This is a genomic window from Pseudomonas sp. GW821-FHT04C07 (assembly GCF_059420325.1).
The window spans coordinates 128978-145891 of record NZ_JBWKTM010000005.1; the positions used below are offsets into that span (position 1 = coordinate 128978).

The 16914-nt window shown below is 58.4% G+C and carries 16 protein-coding genes, 2 tRNA genes and 1 pseudogene (1 of these 19 running past the window's edge); 6 read left to right on the plus strand and 13 right to left on the minus strand.

The features are described from left to right. Positions 1 to 151 precede the first annotated feature (151 nt). Positions 152 to 346: a hypothetical protein gene (locus AC07UI_RS11325; RefSeq protein ID WP_494992586.1), complete on the plus strand. Its 195-nt coding sequence runs from the start codon at positions 152 to 154 to the stop codon at positions 344 to 346. On the opposite strand, the gene AC07UI_RS11330 is transcribed toward AC07UI_RS11325, so the two are convergent. Beyond that, positions 347 to 766: a quorum-sensing-regulated virulence factor family protein gene (locus AC07UI_RS11330; RefSeq protein ID WP_494992587.1), complete on the minus strand. Its 420-nt coding sequence runs from the start codon at positions 764 to 766 to the stop codon at positions 347 to 349. 191 nt (positions 767 to 957) lie between these two features. Between AC07UI_RS11330 and AC07UI_RS11335 the strand changes: the two genes are divergently transcribed. Continuing rightward, positions 958 to 1668 carry a tRNA-uridine aminocarboxypropyltransferase gene (locus tag AC07UI_RS11335; RefSeq protein WP_494992588.1) on the plus strand — a complete coding sequence of 237 codons (711 nt, stop codon included), beginning with the start codon at positions 958 to 960 and terminating at the stop codon, positions 1666 to 1668. Between the two features lie 3 nt (positions 1669 to 1671). Here AC07UI_RS11335 and AC07UI_RS11340 read toward each other — a convergent pair whose 3' ends face one another. Then, positions 1672 to 2565 (minus strand): DMT family transporter, encoded by an 894-nt coding sequence (locus tag AC07UI_RS11340; RefSeq protein WP_494992589.1) that lies wholly within the window; start codon positions 2563 to 2565, stop codon positions 1672 to 1674. A gap of 238 nt (positions 2566 to 2803) precedes the next feature. Here AC07UI_RS11340 and erdR point away from each other — a divergent pair, with 238 nt between their 5' ends. Next, entirely contained in the window at positions 2804 to 3454 is a 651-nt protein-coding gene (erdR, locus tag AC07UI_RS11345) for a response regulator transcription factor ErdR (RefSeq protein ID WP_494992590.1), read from the plus strand. Positions 3455 to 3528: 74 nt separating this feature from the next. Continuing rightward, positions 3529 to 3891 carry a diacylglycerol kinase gene (locus AC07UI_RS11350; RefSeq protein WP_494992591.1) on the plus strand — a complete coding sequence of 121 codons (363 nt, stop codon included), beginning with the start codon at positions 3529 to 3531 and terminating at the stop codon, positions 3889 to 3891. Positions 3892 to 3898: 7 nt separating this feature from the next. Here AC07UI_RS11350 and AC07UI_RS11355 read toward each other — a convergent pair whose 3' ends face one another. Continuing rightward, a complete protein-coding gene (locus tag AC07UI_RS11355; protein WP_494992592.1) occupies positions 3899 to 4825 on the minus strand; it encodes a LysR family transcriptional regulator in 927 nt (308 codons plus the stop codon). Between the two features lie 148 nt (positions 4826 to 4973). Between AC07UI_RS11355 and fpr the strand changes: the two genes are divergently transcribed. Further along, complete coding sequence (fpr, locus tag AC07UI_RS11360; RefSeq protein WP_494992593.1) at positions 4974 to 5753, plus strand: ferredoxin-NADP reductase; 780 nt, start codon at positions 4974 to 4976, stop codon at positions 5751 to 5753. Positions 5754 to 5866: 113 nt separating this feature from the next. Here the strand turns inward: fpr and tsaA are convergent, their stop codons facing one another. From tsaA to rimO, 6 genes and pseudogenes are all read right to left on the minus strand, one after another. Beyond that, positions 5867 to 6562, minus strand: a complete 696-nt coding sequence (gene tsaA, locus AC07UI_RS11365; protein ID WP_494992771.1) for a tRNA (N6-threonylcarbamoyladenosine(37)-N6)-methyltransferase TrmO — start codon at positions 6560 to 6562, stop codon at positions 5867 to 5869. A gap of 96 nt (positions 6563 to 6658) precedes the next feature. Next, positions 6659 to 6748 (minus strand): annotated as a pseudogene (locus AC07UI_RS11370) (3-oxoacyl-ACP reductase); the annotation flags it as partial. A 69-nt stretch (positions 6749 to 6817) separates the two neighbouring features. Further along, positions 6818 to 7279, minus strand: coding sequence for a YehS family protein (locus AC07UI_RS11375; protein WP_494992594.1), 462 nt, complete (start codon positions 7277 to 7279; stop codon positions 6818 to 6820). Positions 7280 to 7346: 67 nt separating this feature from the next. Then, positions 7347 to 8057 carry an rRNA pseudouridine synthase gene (locus tag AC07UI_RS11380; protein ID WP_494992595.1) on the minus strand — a complete coding sequence of 237 codons (711 nt, stop codon included), beginning with the start codon at positions 8055 to 8057 and terminating at the stop codon, positions 7347 to 7349. Between the two features lie 82 nt (positions 8058 to 8139). After that, a complete protein-coding gene (locus AC07UI_RS11385; RefSeq protein ID WP_494992596.1) occupies positions 8140 to 8613 on the minus strand; it encodes a GNAT family N-acetyltransferase in 474 nt (157 codons plus the stop codon). Between the two features lie 115 nt (positions 8614 to 8728). Continuing rightward, entirely contained in the window at positions 8729 to 10063 is a 1335-nt protein-coding gene (rimO, locus tag AC07UI_RS11390; RefSeq protein WP_494992597.1) for a 30S ribosomal protein S12 methylthiotransferase RimO, read from the minus strand. Between the two features lie 350 nt (positions 10064 to 10413). Here rimO and AC07UI_RS11395 point away from each other — a divergent pair, with 350 nt between their 5' ends. Continuing rightward, entirely contained in the window at positions 10414 to 12255 is a 1842-nt protein-coding gene (locus tag AC07UI_RS11395) for a potassium transporter Kup (RefSeq protein ID WP_494992772.1), read from the plus strand. 62 nt (positions 12256 to 12317) lie between these two features. On the opposite strand, the gene AC07UI_RS11400 is transcribed toward AC07UI_RS11395, so the two are convergent. The 4 genes from AC07UI_RS11400 to AC07UI_RS11415 form a co-directional block, all read right to left on the minus strand. Beyond that, entirely contained in the window at positions 12318 to 13613 is a 1296-nt protein-coding gene (locus AC07UI_RS11400) for a virulence factor family protein (protein ID WP_494992598.1), read from the minus strand. Beyond that, positions 13613 to 16255, minus strand: coding sequence for a bifunctional lysylphosphatidylglycerol flippase/synthetase MprF (gene mprF, locus AC07UI_RS11405; RefSeq protein WP_494992599.1), 2643 nt, complete (start codon positions 16253 to 16255; stop codon positions 13613 to 13615). Before mprF ends, AC07UI_RS11400 begins: the two co-directional genes overlap by 1 nt. A 280-nt stretch (positions 16256 to 16535) precedes the next feature. Next, positions 16536 to 16612: transfer RNA gene (locus AC07UI_RS11410), tRNA-Met, on the minus strand. Positions 16613 to 16852: 240 nt separating this feature from the next. After that, a tRNA-Met gene (locus AC07UI_RS11415) sits at positions 16853 to 16914 on the minus strand (it continues 115 nt past the right edge of the window).

Below are 16914 nucleotides of genomic sequence, written 5' to 3' on the forward strand. Positions count from 1 at the left end.
TCGTCAGAACCTGTGCAGGGCTGTGTCAGCTCTGATTTACTAAGTTACAGCCGCAGTAAGACATCTTTGCGTCAAGGTGGGACGCAAGGCATAGGGCTGAGGGTTTGATCGCGCAATTATTGGCGAATCGGCGGATGCAAGGAGGCTTGAAATGACCAGTGTGGTTCTGGAAATCGATACGCAGTTGTATCGGTTGTTGCAATCGGCGGCTGCGGCCAATCATCTGAGTTTTGAGGAAGAGTGTCGGCGACGTCTGGAGGGTTCTGAGCGGCGTTCGCGGTATTTGCAGGTGTTGGTGGCAGAGCTGCGCGCCGATGATCAACAGCGACGCGCAGCAGAGCAGTGATTACTTCTTCTTTTTCTGCTGTAGGCAGTCAGACTCTTTGAAGCGTTCAGAGGCTACCGGGCGATTGGTTTTATATTCAGTAAATTCGTAGCGCATGATCGCCCCCTTGGCCATCAACTTGCGATAGCTCTCGTTACGGCAGACGGTAGCGCCTAACTGGAAATACACCGCTTGTGGGTTCGCGCGCATTTTTTCTGCATGGCTTGACTGCACGCTGAGGTGGTTGATCAGCTCTTTACCTTCAACGGTGTAGCCTTGATCGAGAATGTCCTCGTTGATCGCCCGTGGGGTGCCAGCACTGCTTTGCGTGGCAACCTGTTCCAGCATCTTGCTCAGTTCGTAGTCTTGTTTGGACGCAGCCTGGGCAGTGAAGGGCAGCGCCAGCAGAAGGGCAACGGTGGGAACGATAAGGCGCAGCATGAAACTCTCCTGGTTCAGTGACTGGTGCTTCGACCCGCCACGGGACTGTGCGTTCAATGGCGGCGAATTATAGGGGGAGCAGGGGTGGACGGTACAGGCTTGCGCAGGTTGCTCTGGTAAACTGCGACGACTTTATTGGCCAACCGAGTTCTTTTCGTGTCGATTCTTTCCTCTTGCCACCTTCAGCTACCATGAGCCACGCCGTTTCCCGCTTGCGTGCCCAACGCCTGGCCCGTGCGGTCAAACCTTTTGTCGCACGTGGTTCGCGGGCGGAACGTTGCCCGGGTTGCCGAGTGATCCCCAGCCACTGCATGTGTGTGTGGCGGCCGCAGGTTTCGGCCAAATCGGCGATGTGCCTGGTAATGCATGATGTCGAACCGCTGAAACCGAGCAATACCGGCTGGCTGATTGCCGATGTCATTGCTGACACCAGTGCGTTCCTGTGGTCGCGTACGGAAGTCGAACCGGGGTTGTTGGCGCTGATTGCTGACCCGCAGTGGCAACCCTACATTGTATTTCCAGGCGAGTTTGTCGCGCCGGAGCGTGTGGTGACCGAGGTCAAGCTGGAGCAGGGCAAGCGTGCGCTGTTCATTCTGCTGGACGCCACCTGGAGCGAAGCGCGCAAAATGTTCCGCAAGAGTCCTTACCTGGAACACTTGCCGGTGCTCAGCCTGGAGCCCGAGCAGCTCTCACGCTATAAATTGCGGCGCTCCAAGCGCGACGATCACTTCTGCACCGCAGAAGTTGCTGCCTTATGCCTGGAGCTGGCCGAGGATCAACCGGCCAGTGAAGTACTGGACGCTTATCTGGATGTGTTCAGTACGCATTATCTGGCGGCGAAATATCAACAGGTGATCGACCCGAACGATGAAACCCACACACGTCTGAAACCTTTTCTCTAGCGATCATGCAAGCACCAGCTCCGGCCTTTTTGGCCAGAGCTGCGCCACCAGCATCCCGATCAGCATCAACGCACAGCCGAAATAGCCACGCAGTTGCAAAGACTCATCGAGCAGCCAGGCACCGGCAATAGCTGCGAAGACAGCTTCCAGTGAGAAGATGATTGCTGCGTGCGAGGCGATTGCATCCTTTTGTGCAATCACCTGCAGTGTGTAGCCAATGCCCACTGCAACGATGCCGCCATACAGAATGGCCGGACCGGCGGCGATAATTGCGTTCCACTGCAAGGTCTCAAAGCACAACGCCAGGACCAGGCTGACCAATGAGCACGTGGCAAATTGCAGGAAGGCCAGGCGAATCGGGTCATGACGGCTGGCGAAAACCCCGACCAACACCACATGCCCACCCCAGACAATGGCTCCGGTGAGCTGTAGCCAGTCCCCTGGGGCGACCTGAAAGTTCTCGCCTACGCTGAGCAGAAACATCCCGACTACCGCCAATATTGCGCCGAACCAGGTGCCCAGCCCCGTCTTGTGGCCAATGATCAGGCCCAATAGTGGCACTACAATGACATAGAGGCCGGTGATGAAGCCGGCATTGGTCACGCTGGTGAATAACAAGCCAACTTGCTGGAGGTTGATTCCGAGAGCCAGTGCCAGGCCCATCAGCCCCCCGCCCATTAGCAGGCCGCGGGTAAGCAAGGGCTCTGGTTTGGTGTGATGGTGATTGCCACGCAGCACCAGCGGTAGCAGGCAGAGCGAGCCAAGGGCAAAGCGCAGGCCGGAATAAAGGTAAGGACCGATATGATCCATCCCTGAGGTTTGTGCGACAAATCCCGATCCCCAGATCATGGCGGTTACAAGCATCAGGACATCGGCACGCAAGGCTTGGCTTCGCATGATGGCACTCTTATTAGTTAGCCGATGACTTTGCCGCAAAGCATCCAGCTTGACCACCCCGCCTTCGCTGGGCATGCTTGGCGCCGATTAAGGCGCGACTGAAGTTTTGAACGCTGGTTTGCTGGACTCCTGGCGTTGAACGCGCCTTGCGGGTACTGCATTTTTGGCTGTCGCCTTGTGTTGCGTTGGCGAGGACTGAATTCATCAGGCCTCCCGTAAAAACAGGATCATTTGAAAAATGGCCACATACGAAATCCTGATTGCCGATGATCACCCGTTGTTTCGCAGCGCGCTGCATCAGGCGGTGACCCTGGGCCTTGGCCCTGAGGTTCGTCTGGTCGAGGTTGCGAGCATTGCAGAACTGGAAACCCGTCTGACCGAAAAGGCTGACTGGGACCTGGTGTTGCTGGATCTGAACATGCCGGGTGCTTACGGTTTTTCCGGGCTGGTGTTGTTGCGCGGCCAATATCCGCAGATCCCGGTGGTGATGGTTTCGGCACAGGAAGAGGCATCGATTATGGTGCGTTCCCGTGAGTTTGGTGCGAGCGGTTTCATCCCCAAATCCAGTTCACTGGAAGTCATTCAGCAAGCGGTGCGTAGCGTTTTGGACGGCGATGTCTGGTGGCCGCCGCAGGCTTTCGAAGCGGTAAGCGTCTCGGACGAGGCCAAAGCCGCCAGAGATGGACTGGCCAGTCTGACTCCCCAGCAGTTTCGCGTACTGACCATGGTTTGTGAGGGGTTGCTGAACAAGCAGATTGCCTACGAACTGGGCGTTTCGGAAGCGACGATCAAAGCCCACGTGACGGCGATTTTCCGCAAACTGGGGGTGCGCACCCGGACTCAGGCGGCTTTGCTCTTGCAACAACTTGAGTCAATTTCGACCCAGTAACAGCCTGTTTCTTCACGCTTTTTTAACTTTCATTGAACTAGTTTCCCCCACTCATTTTTTCAGTTGTCTACTTTATGTCGCCTTTCAAAGGTCAAACGGGTCTTAAACGCATCCTCAATGCCGCCGGCTACTCTTTCGACGGCTTGCGTGCTGCCTTCAGGGGAGAAGCGGCTTTTCGTCAATTGGTGTTGCTCAACGTCATCCTGATTCCGTTAAGCCTTCTGTTCAACGTCAGTCGGGTAGAGCGGGCAATGCTGATCGCCGTGTGTCTGCTGGCATTGATTGTCGAGCTACTCAATTCGGCAGTGGAAGCGGCGATCGACCGGATTTCCCTTGATCTGCACCCCTTGTCGAAAAATGCCAAGGACATGGGTAGCGCCGCCCAACTCATCGCCCTGAGCATGATCGCCGTGGTGTGGGCCGTGATTCTGATTTAACGGCCGCTCAAGCGATCGTCGGCAGGACTATTTCGTCACTGCGCTGTACCCCGGCGGTGAAGGCGCGGCACAGTTCGAGAAACTCGCGCATGGCCGAGGTCTGGTACTTCTGTTTGTGCCAGATGAAATAGAACTGCCGCGCCAGGTCCAGATCCGGCGTTTCTACGGCCACCAGGCTGCCGCGGCGGAACGCATCGCGCAGCGCCAGTCGTGATATGCAGCCAATTCCCAGTCCCGATTCCACTGCGCGTTTGATCGCCTCAGTGTGTTCGAGTTCGAGGCGGATGTTCAGCGCGCTGCGGTGATGACGCATGGCCTGGTCGAAGGTCAGCCTTGTTCCAGAGCCTTGTTCGCGCAGAATCCAGGCCTCGTGCGTCAGTTCTTCCATGCTCGCCTGGCCGCGCTTGGCCAAGGGATGCTGGGGGGCGCAAAACACTACCAGCTCATCTTCGACCCAGCTTTGCACCTCGATATCCGGGTGGCTGCAATCGCCTTCGATCAGACCCAGATCAATTTCGTAATGGGCAACCTGTTGCACGATATTCGCAGTATTTTGTACATGGAGTTTCACCTGGCTTTCGGGATGCCGCTGCATAAAGCTGCCGATCAGCAAGGTCGCCAGGTAATTGCCGATGGTCAGCGTGGCGCCAACCGCCAGTGAGCCGAAGCTGGACTTGCCATTGAGCAGATCCTCGATCTCCTTGGCCTGATCCAGCAGGGCTACGGCCTGTGGCAGCAGTTGCCGGCCCAGGGCATTGAGGCTCAAGCGCTTGCCGGCGCGATCGAAAAGCTGGCAGCTGGATTGGCGCTCAAGCTCGGTGATTGAGGTGCTGGCGGCCGATTGGGAAAGCGCCAGTAAGCCCGCAGCACGGGACACGCTTTCCTGCTGGGCAACGGCGACGAATACTTGAAGTTGACGGAGAGTAAATCGCATATCTATATAACCGATAACCCTTATCTTAATAATCCATTTAACAGATATTGTCGCCGCCATTAGAATGCTATGCAATTGCGCTCAGCAGCTCATTTTTTGCAGAGCAGGCGCAGAGTATGCGCAGATAAATTCCCAGGAGTCCCCGTACATGAGCAACATGAACCACGAGCGTGTCCTCAGTGTTCATCACTGGAACGACACTCTGTTCAGCTTCAAGTGCACCCGCGATCCGGGCCTGCGCTTCGAGAACGGTCAGTTCGTGATGATCGGCCTGCAACAGCCCAACGGCCGCCCGCTTATGCGCGCTTACTCGATTGCAAGCCCTAACTGGGAAGAGCATCTCGAGTTCTTCAGCATCAAGGTCCCGGATGGTCCGCTGACTTCCCAGCTGCAGCACTTGAAGGAAGGCGACGAGATCATCATCAGCAAAAAACCGACTGGCACCCTGGTGCTGGACGATTTGAAGCCTGGTAAGCATTTGTACCTGCTCAGCACCGGTACCGGTCTGGCGCCGTTCATGAGCGTCATCCAGGATCCGGAAACCTACGAGCGTTTCGAAAAAGTGATCCTGTGCCACGGCGTGCGTTACGTCAACGAAGTCGCTTACCGCGAGTTCATCACCGAGCACCTGCCGCAGAACGAGTTCTTTGGCGAAGCGCTGCGTGACAAGTTGATCTACTACCCAACCGTGACCCGCGAGCCGTTCGAGAACGAAGGTCGTCTGACCGATCTGATGCGCAGCGGCAAGCTGTTCAGCGATATCGGTCTGCCGCCGATCAATGCGCAGGACGACCGCGCCATGCTGTGCGGCAGCCCGAGCATGCTCGACGAAACCAGCGAAGTGCTCAACAGCTTCGGTTTGAAGGTTTCTCCGCGTATGCGTGAGCCGGGTGACTACCTGATCGAGCGCGCGTTCGTCGAGAAGTAAGCCTTTAGCTCTTGTGACGCAGAGCGTCACCGGAGGCATTCCCACGCAGAGCGTGGGAACGATCAGCCCGGGTTGCCTGAGAAGGCAGCGCGGGCTTTTTGGTTTCTGGCGATTTATTCGGCGGGGATGACTTCCAGCACTCGGATCAGGCCGGGCTCGGGGTAATGCCAGCGCACGTCCAGATCCCAAAACTGCGCGCCGTATTCGCGTTCCGCTGTAGGAATCTGGTAAGCCGGGCGTGGGTCTTGGGCCAGGCACTGCTCGACCAGCTCAACTAAAGGCTCTTGCAGGCGCTGAGCGTGCTCGTAAGCCTGTTGCAAGGCGGAGTCCGTCCACTGCACCGGGATAAGGTCCGGCGCGGCGCTGGCGATGCTATTGGACGCCGTGTTGACGATGTCCGCATAAGGCACGTAAGGCTTGATATCGAGAATAGGGGTGCCGTCCAGCAAATCGATGCCGGAGATCCACAGGCGATTGGCCTCGACTTTGTCCAGCCTGACCACTGACTGGCCGATGCCGTTCGGGCGATGGGTGGCGCGGGTGGCGAATACACCCATGGATTTATTGCCACCCAGGCGGGGCGGGCGGACCTTGAGCCGTGGTTTGTCTTCCAGGGCTTGATGGAACAGGAACAGCAGCCAGACATGACTGACCTGCTCAAGCCCTTGCACGGCATCGCCCTGATCAAACGGCGCCACCAGTTCCAGAACGCCGCGAGCGGCAGGAGCCAGTTGCGGTTGGCGCGGAATGGCGAATTTCTCCTTGAAGCAGGAGCGCACGAAACCGATGGGGGAAACGCTGTAGGTCATGGTCTGGATCGAGGCGGGGGTGAGGGTGGGCATCATAACCCGAGCGACCTCTGGATCGGTGGTGACTGACAGAGCGCTATGGCCCCGCCGCCAATCTCAGAGACTGAACTCACCATCGAGTGGAATGATGTTCCCGGTCATGTAAGCCCCGGCGGTGCTCGCCAGGCTGATGGCCAGTGGAGCCATTATTGTGCAGCGCAATGAGCAGTCATAAGGTTTCAGGTGGCTCAGAGTCGCCACCTGAAACCAGGGTAATCAGCCGCGAACGCGCAGGGTCAGGCCTTTCAGGAAGTTGCGTAGCAGTTGATCACCGCAGGTGCGGTAGTTGGTGTGGCCGAATTTGCGGAACAACGCACTCAACTCGGGTTTGGATACCGGGAACTCGGCGGCCTTGAGGATCGCGTGCATGTCGTCTTCCTTCAGTTCGAAGGCCACCCGCAGTTTCTTCAGGATGATGTTGTTGGTCACCGGCAGCTCGATTGGCTGCAGAGGACGGCTTTCGTCCTTTCCACGCTTGAAGATCACCAGGCCGTCGAGGAAATGCGCCATGACCTCGTCCGGGCAGAATACATAGCCTTCTTCCTCGTCTTTCTTGAGGTAGGTTACGAGGTCTTCTTTACTGACTTCGAAACCGGTGAGCTTGATGATCTCGACGACCTTGTTGTCGCTGATGTCGAGCATGTAGCGCACGCTGCGCAGTACGTCGTTATGAATCATGTGTGCAGTCCTGATCATTCAGCTGTGGGCGCCGCAGGGAGCTGCGACGCCAAAGTGTGTGGCAGCCTTAGAACTTCTCTTTGGCCGACAGGTAGCGCCATTGGCCCATCGGTACTTTGCCGATGGAAACCCCGCCGATGCGGATGCGGCGGATGGCAACGACCTTGAGGCCGACGGCCTGGCAGAGTAGAGCGATGACACCCGGCTGGGGGTTTTTCATCGCGAAGCGCAGGCGGTTTTCGTTTTGCCAGCTGGCTTTGACCGCCGGCAGTTCCTTGCCCTTGTAGCTCAGGCCGTGGTTCAGGCGGTTGAGCCCGTGGGCGACCATCTCGCCCTCGACCTCGACCACATACTCTTGCTCGATCTTGCCGGCATCGGCCGTGAGTTTGCGCAGGATCTTCCAGTCCTGGGTGAATACCAGCAGCCCGCTGGCGTTGGCTTGCAGGTCGGGGCTGGCGGTCAGGCGCAGGAAATGCCCCTTGAGTGGGCGTTTGCTGAAGCGGTGTTCTTCACTCAGGGTTTCAGGGCCGATCAATTGCATGGCGCTTTCTGCATCCATACCCGCCGGCGCGTGCAGCAGGATGGTCACCGGCTCCGGTGCAGTGGCCTTGGCTTCGGGGTCGAGCTCGACTTTTTGCGTGTCGACCTTGAACTGCGGCTCATCGATGACTTCGCCGTCCACCGTTACCCAGCCGCCCTCGATGAACAGCTCAGCCTCCCGACGGGAACAGCCGACGAGTTCGATCAGGCGTTTGGAGAGACGAATCGGGTCAGTCATGACAGGGGCCGTAACAAAAGAGGGCGCCCATTGTACCTGCCTGGCGCCGGTTAATCGCGGGTCCATTTAAAGCGTGTGTTTTTTAGCCGCGCCGGGCCCGCTGATTTGCCTGTTTGAGGCGCATATGCAGTAGCGGATAGGGCTGGCCCATGCCGTCGTGATCCGAGCGTCCTATGACTTCGAAGCCCTGTTTGAAATAAAAGCCCAAGGCTTGGGGGTTTTGTTCGTTGACGTCCAGTTCATCGGCGTTGAGGTGTTCCAGGGCATAGCGCAGCAGTTGTTTGCCCAGGCCCTCGCCACGGTGTTCGGGGGCGATAAAGAGCATTTCGATCTTGCCCGCCGCGACACCGGCGAACCCGGTGATGTTCTGGCGTCGGTCGCGGGTGCAGATCAGCATGACGGCATCCAGATAGCGGGTGAGCACCAGGTTTTTCAGCAGGTCGATGTAACTGTCCGGCAAAAAGTCATGAGTAGCACGCACCGATGCCTCCCAGACCCGGGTCAGTTCTTCGTAGTCGCTGTGTTTCGGTGTGTGGATGACCGAATGATGGCGCATGCCCGCCTGCCCCTTGTGCTGTGTGTGAGGTGAAATCCTTTTGCTGAACAAAACGATAGACGTAAAAAAGCCCCGCATCCCGTGAAGAGAGCAGGGCTTTTCGTATTTTTTGCGTTTAGATCTGTTCAGCCCACAGGTCGTATTCGTCGGCATCGGTCACTTTGCACCAGACCTTGTCGCCTGGCTTGAGGTTGCTGCCGTTGTCGATGAACACGTTGCCGTCGATTTCCGGGGCATCGAAGAAGCAACGGCCGACCGCGCCTTGCTCGTCGACTTCATCGACCAGTACTTCGATTTCACGGCCGACGCGCATTTGCAGGCGCGCCGAGCTGATGGCCTGCTGGTGCGCCATGAAGCGCTCCCAACGGTCTTGTTTGACGTCATCCGGTACCACGTCCAGATTCAGGTCGTTGGCCGGTGCGCCTTCAACTGGCGAGTACTGGAAGCAGCCGACGCGATCGAGCTGGGCTTCGGTCAGCCAGTCGAGCAGGTACTGGAAGTCTTCTTCGGTTTCGCCGGGGAAACCGACGATGAAGGTCGAACGGATGATCAGGTCCGGGCAGATCACGCGCCAGTTCTTGATGCGTGCCAGGGTCTTGTCTTCGAAGGCCGGGCGTTTCATCGCCTTCAGCACTTTCGGGCTGGCGTGCTGGAACGGGATGTCCAGGTACGGCAGGATTTTTCCGGCGGCCATCAGCGGGATCAGCTCGTCGACGTGCGGGTACGGGTAAACATAGTGCAGGCGAACCCAGACGCCGAGGCTGCTCAGCGCTTCGCACAGTTCAGTCATGCGGGTTTTCACCGGTGCGCCGTTCCAGAAGCCGGTGCGATATTTGACGTCGACACCGTAGGCGCTGGTGTCCTGAGAAATCACCAGCAGCTCTTTGACGCCGGATTTGACCAGGCGCTGGGCTTCGTCGAGCACATCACCGACCGGACGGCTGACCAGTTTGCCGCGCATCGAGGGAATGATGCAGAAGCTGCAGCTGTGGTTGCAGCCTTCGGATATCTTCAGGTAGGCGTAGTGACGCGGAGTCAGCTTGATGCCTTGCGGCGGTACCAGGTCGATCAGCGGGTTATGATCCTGACGCGGCGGCACGACGTCGTGTACAGCGTTGACCACTTGCTCGTATTGCTGCGGACCGGTCACCGCAAGCACGCTTGGGTGAACGTTGCGGATATTGCCTTCTTCGACGCCCATGCAACCGGTAACGATGACTTTGCCGTTTTCCTTGATGGCTTCACCAATGACTTCCAGGGACTCGGCCTTGGCCGAGTCGATGAAGCCGCAGGTATTGACCACCACGACATCGGCGTCCTGATACGTGGACACGACGTCATAGCCTTCCATGCGCAGTTGGGTAAGGATGCGCTCGGAGTCGACCAGTGCTTTCGGGCAACCCAGGGATACGAAGCCAACTTTGGGGTTGGCTGGCGTTGTGGTGGACATGTCTAACCTCGGTGTTTTGTGACGCCTCCAGCCGTGAGCGGCAAGGCGACGGACGGGCGCTTGGCGCGCCTCTGATCAAAAAGTGCGCAATTCTAGCGATGGGCAGCGCACTTGACCAGCTTTATGCAGGGAAATGCGACGACTGCTGCGCTATGCTTCGCCGCGTCGCGCGATAGAGAGTTTCTACGGTCGACAAATCGACTGTAACGATAAGAAAAACAGCGCATGCTGCACGGCAAAGCATAGTGCTTCTTTCAAAGAAGTCCGGGTCTGAGTAGTAGGAGTGGTTGATGGGTCAGGCAAGTAGTCAGGCGGTGGGCTCTGAGCATTCCGGGGCGAGGCCCTTGGGAATGCTGGTGGCGGCGGTCGGGGTAGTTTACGGCGATATCGGCACCAGCCCCTTGTACACCCTCAAAGAGGTGTTTTCCGGCGGTTATGGGGTTGCGGTCAGTCATGACGGAGTATTGGGGATTCTGGCGCTGATTTTCTGGTCGCTGATCTGGGTGGTCTCGATCAAATACGTGCTGTTCATTCTGCGGGCTGACAACCAGGGCGAGGGTGGGATTATGGCCCTTACTGCGCTGGCCCGGAGCGCGGCTGCGCCCTATCCGCGGCTGCGGATGGTGCTGGTGATTCTCGGTCTGATCGGCGCCTCGCTGTTCTACGGTGACAGCATGATCACCCCGGCGATCTCGGTATTGTCAGCAGTCGAAGGTCTGGAGCTGGCATTCGATGGGCTCGAACGCTGGGTTGTGCCGCTGTCACTGATCATATTGGTCGGATTGTTCCTGATCCAGAAGCACGGCACGGACCGAATCGGCAAGCTGTTCGGGCCGGTGATGGTGTTGTGGTTCGTCCTGTTGGGTGTGCTGGGCGTTCATGGCATCGTCCAGCATCCCGAAGTGCTCCATGCGCTCAATCCGGCGTGGGGCGTGCGCTTCTTCAGCGTTCATCCGGGCGTGGGCCTGGCGATTCTGGGAGCGGTGGTACTGGCCCTGACCGGTGCTGAAGCCTTGTATGCGGACATGGGCCACTTCGGTCGCAAGCCGATCGCTCGTGCCTGGTTCGCCCTTGTGCTGCCGGCGCTGGTGCTGAACTACTTCGGCCAGGGCGCATTGCTGCTGGAAAACCCGGAAGCGGCGCGGAACCCGTTCTACCTGCTGGCACCGGGTTGGGCGCTGATTCCGTTGGTGATCCTGTCGACCCTGGCCACGGTGATTGCTTCCCAGGCGGTTATCTCCGGCGCGTTCTCCCTGACCCTTCAGGCGATCCAGCTGGGTTACATACCGCGCATGCACATCCAGTACACCTCCAGCGCTGAAAAAGGCCAGATCTATATCGGTGCGGTGAACTGGGCGCTGATGGTCGGGGTGATCCTGCTGGTGCTCGGCTTCGGGTCTTCCAGTGCGCTGGCTTCGGCCTACGGCGTGGCAGTGACCGGGACCATGTTGATCACCAGTATTCTGGTTGCGGCGGTGATGTTGTTGCTGTGGAAATGGCCGCCGATCTTGACGGTACCGATCCTGATCGGCTTCCTGCTGGTGGACGGGCTGTTCTTCGCCGCCAACGTGCCGAAAATCATTCAGGGCGGTGCCTTTCCGGTATTGGCGGGGATTGTGCTGTTCATCCTGATGACCACCTGGAAGCGCGGCAAGCAGTTGCTGGTGGATCGTCTGGACGAAGGTGGCCTGCCGTTGCCGATATTTATCAGCAGTATCAGTGTGCAGCCGCCCCATCGCGTGCAAGGTACGGCGGTTTTCCTCACGGCCCGGGCGGATGCGGTACCTCATGCCTTATTGCACAACCTGTTGCATAACCAGGTGTTGCATGAGCAGGTAGTGTTGCTGACTGTGCAGAACGAGGACACTCCGCGAGTTCCTGCGCAACGGCGTTTCGAGGTGGAGTCTTATGGTCAGGGGTTCTTCCGGGTGATCCTGCACTTCGGCTTTATCGACGAACCGGATGTGCCAGAAGCCCTGAAGCTGTGCCATCTCGATGAGCTGGACTTCAGCCCGATGCGCACCACCTACTTCCTCAGCCGTGAGACGGTCATCGCTTCCAAGCTCGAAGGCATGGCCCGTTGGCGTGAAGGGTTGTTCGCTTTCATGCTGAAGAACGCCAACGGTAACCTGCGGTTCTTCAAGTTGCCGGTGAACCGGGTGATCGAACTGGGTACTCAGGTCGAAATGTAAGCCCCCCCAAAAAAAGCCCCCGTTGCCTTGCGGCAGCGGGGGCTTTTTTGTGGGCGATCAGATCACTCTTCAGCGACCTTGGTCTTGCCCTGACGCTTCTCGATCGCATCGACCAGGCGTTGAGCCAGGGCCGGGTAGTTTTCGTCGAAGTGGTGGCCACCAGGCAGTTTCATGGCTTCACCCACTGCGGTCTTCTCGGTACAACCGCTTTCGTCGACTTCTTCTGCGCCATAGATGCATACCACTTTGTCTGCTGGCAGCTTGGCCATTTCCGGGCCGGTGGCGGCTTCTTTGCCGGCGTTGCCCAACCAGCCTTCGACCTGGATTTCGAAGCTGCCGGTGCGGGCGAAGGCCAGCAGGATAATAACGTCAACCCTTTGCTGCTCGGCTTCTGGCAGACGGTTGTAAATGGCCGGCAATACGTCGGCGCCGAAGGAGTAACCGGTCAGTACGAAGCGTTTGGTGCCCCATTTCTGGCGATAGTGCTGCATCAGTTCGGCGAGGTCAGTGGCGCTTTGCTCCGGGCTCTTGTGCTGCCAGTAGTAGCGCAGGGTGTCGATGCCGACCACCGGGTAGCCAATCTTGGCCATTTCGCCGGCCACATCACGGTCCAGGTCGCGCCAGCCGCCGTCACCCGACAGGAACAGGGTCACCGTGTCTTTTGCCTGTCCGGCGGGTACTTCGACCACCGGGATATTCAGCCCGCCATTGCCCTTGTCTGAACCGACGAGGATCTTGCGTAACTCATTGTTCAGGACTTGCGGCAAGTGGATATCGTAGTCGCTGATACTGGTTTCGGCGTTGGGTTGATCGCGGACAAAGCCTGCGCTTGTGTCGTCAGGGTTGTCGTTCCAGGCCACCAGCCAGTGACCGTGAGCTGCGGTTTTGGGCAGCAGATGGGTGCAGCCGGGCTTTTCCAGTGCCAGGTCCACGGACACGGCCTGGGCCTTGTCATTGGTTTGCTCGGACAGCCAGCGCCAGGCCAGAATTGCTCCAGGGCCGATACCGCTGACCAGGGTGGCTGGACCGTTGAGTTGTTTCATGGCTGACTGCAGTGCGCTGCCCTGCAACGTGCAGTCGGCAGGCAGGATGACTTGAACAATCTGCGCAGCACCGCCACGGGCCAGGGTCAGCAGTTGTGCATCGCTGAGCTTTTGTTCATCGGTCACTGCCACGACCACTTGCGCGCGCGCAGTGGTACCAGGAACGACGCGAGTCATTGTCGAGCCATCGGCTTGTGCCAGGTGTTCAAGTGTCGGCTCTGGCGCTGGGCGGTTCCAGAACCAATAGCCGCCACCGAGGAGCAGGGCAAGCGCCACCAGAGTGGCCAGTAAATACCGCCAGGAGCGTTGAATCATCAGCGTTTCACCAATCCAGTCAAGCCGCCCGCAATCAGGGCGGCGGTATCGGCCAGCGCCACCAGCGGATCGAGTCCGGCGGGCACGGCCATGTAACGGGGTTCCCAGTCAGGCTGGAACTTGTCTTTGAAGCGACGCAAACCCTGGAAGTTGTAGAGTTGCTCGCCACGGCTGAACACCATCGAGCCGAGGCGCTGAGTCAGTGGTGCGCCACGACGGGGTTGAAGCCCCGACAATGGGACCATGCCCAGGCTGAAACGTGCATATCCATGACTTTTATAATGTTGAATCAGGCCGACCATCATGAACTCCATGGTCAGTTTGGGCGCATCTGGATGGGCGCGCATCAGGTCGAGGCTGGCCAGTTCATGGCCGTAAGTCTCAAGCAGGTTGGAAAACGCTACCGGGCGCCCTTCGAAACGGATAATCGCAACGCGAAAATGCTTGATGTAATCATCACTGAAACGGCCAAGGGAAAACCCTTTCTCGCGCACGTTCTTGCCGGTCAGCCAGGCATCGGAGATGACTTTCAATTCATCCATGGGGGCTTGACCCGGCTCGTGGATTTCCAGCGACAGGCCGTCCCGTGTGCCACGGTTCCAAGTGTAACGCAGGTCCTTCATCTCTTTGCCCTTGGCTTCGAGATCAAAGCGCTGCAGATCGACCCGGGCTTCCTCGCCGAGTTTGATTGCCGACAGGCCGATGTCCATGTAATACGGCAGGTTTTCGGCGCGCACCTGATAGAACACGGGGCGGGCGTGATGGACGTCGCAAAGGTCGCGGAATTGCCAGATCATCTCGGCCCGTTGCTGGGTCGGGCCAATCGGGTCGTACAACGCTACCAGGCTGCGACCGCGACGGGCGTACATCAGGAATGCGTCGTTGTTGGGATGAAAGAGCAACGCCTTGTCACCGGTCAAGGCCAGGCCGCCGTCCGGTTGGGCTGAGGACATAAGGATTTTTACCGCCTTGTCGAGCTCTTCGGCGGTCGGTAGATGGATCACCGGGCGTGCAGTGCGTAGCAGCCAGGTCAGCGACACTACCACCAGCAGCACCGCGGCGCCGAGTAACGAGCGCAAACCGCGCGGAGCATCGGCGTCGAGGGTGAACTGCCACCAGAGTTGATGACTGTAGGGCACGTCCTGATAGGCAAACAGTAACAGCCAGGTCGATGCGCCAAGTACGCAGAGGCTGGCGACCAGATAAAGTGGTGAAAACGGTAACTCGGTCAGGCGGCTCGGGCGATAAAACGAACGCCTGAACACGCCGAGCAGGCAGGCGATCAGTGTCAGAAGACAAGCTTCTTCCCAGTCGAAGCCTTTGAGCAGTGAAAGCAGAGCACCGACCAGCAACATCACCATGGTCAGCATCCATGCTGCGGACAGGCGGCGTCGCAGCCCCTGTGCCAGGAGCAGGCACAGTACGCCGATCAGGCTGGCACCGAAATGTGAGGCATCGATCAAACGGTCCGGGACCAGGAAGTCGATGGCTTCGAGACGGGTATCGATTTCCGGTGTAGCACCGGAAAACAGCAGAACCATACCGGACAGGAACACCAGTACCGCGAGGATTGGCGCAGCAAGGCCCGAGGCTACCCGCAGCGATTGGCGAGACTGGAACAGCCGTTGTGCTTCGCTGATCAGCAATAACAGGCAGGCCACCAGCAGTGGCAGAACCACGTAGATCAGGCGATACAGCAGCAGGGCTGCCGCCAGTGGCGCGGCACCGAGCTTGTCGGCGAAGGCTGCCAGCAAAATGGCTTCAAACACCCCGACGCCGCCGGGCACATGGCTGAGTACACCGGCAGCCAGCGCCAACAGGTAGATCAGTACGAAGGCGCCGAAGGGTGGCGCTTCAGGTAGCAATAGATAGAGCACGGTGGCGGCAGCGGCCACATCCAGCGCCGTGATCACCAGCTGCAGGAGGGTCAGGCGGCGGCTTGGCAGGCGCAGGGTGCGGCGCCCGACACGGACCAGCAAGTTGTCCGGGGATGGTTGTTCCGGTAGACGGCGACGGTAGATGCCGATCGCCAGCACCGCCCCGAGAATCAGCACTGTGAGGGCAATCCCGGCCAGCAGGGATTCGGACAGGTGCAGCGCAGCAGCGGCTGCTGGCAGGTTGCTGAGCGTCGCCAGGGCTGCCAGTGGTGGTAGGGCGCAACCCAGTGAAAGGCTGGCGAACAGCGTCATGTGCGCGACATCAGAGGCCCCCAGGCCAAAGCGTGCATACAAGCGGTAACGCACCGAACCGCCGGAGAGCAGCGAAAGACCGATGGCATTGCCGATGGCGAACGCGGTGAATCCCCCCAGGGCCAGCGTGCGCGGCGGCAATTTCACGCCGGCATAACGGCTGGCTGACCACTCATAGCCCAGCAAAATGATGAAGCCAGCAATGGTCGCCCCTAATGCACCGAGCAAGGCCGGCTTCGGCACTTCCAGGATTGAGTCGTGCAGGGCATACAGATCGAGTTCGCTCAGCAGGTGGCGACAGGCAATCAGCGCGATCGAGAATAGCAGCAGAGTGACTGCCAGGCCGATGGGTTGACGGTATTTGCTCAACAGCTCCAGCCAGCGCAGGCGAGTGGCTGTAATCGGTTGGGTCGCTGTGACGGTGTCTTGTGGATCAGACGAGTTGGCGCGCATCAATCACCTCTTGGATTGTGCGCGACAGGATGGGGGTATCCAGCCAAGTTACCAATCCCTATGAAAAAAATAATTTCAAATATTAACGCGTCTCATCGTAACTGGACGACTGCGCGCAACCAGCAGTAGAGAGTATTGCCTGCGACTCAGCATAGCCTGCGCCGAGATGATTCCGATTGACCGTCGACAGCGCGGCACACATTGCCAGATCATTGTTGCGAAAGGGCATTTTCGACAGATACAAAAAAGGCCACTCTTTCGAGCAGCCTTTTTTGATGTTTGGTTGCGGGAGCCGGATTTGAACCGACGACCTTCGGGTTATGAGCCCGACGAGCTACCAGACTGCTCCATCCCGCGTCTGTGTGGCGGCATTCTACAGGCGATCGCTTGAGTGTCAACCGTTAATGGTCTATTGGGTCAAATAAGCGCAAATAAGTGGCGAACGGTCGGTTGGGTGGGGTAAGTGCCAGAAGCGCAAAGGGTTTTCCTTTTGCACTGTTTTCAGCCGCTGACGGGAGAGGTGCTGCCAGAGGATGGGGTTGTAAAAATCGACGCACACAAAAAAGGCCACTCTTTCGAGTAGCCTTTTTTGATGTTTGGTTGCGGGAGCCGGATTTGAACCGACGACCTTCGGGTTATGAGCCCGACGAGCTACCAGA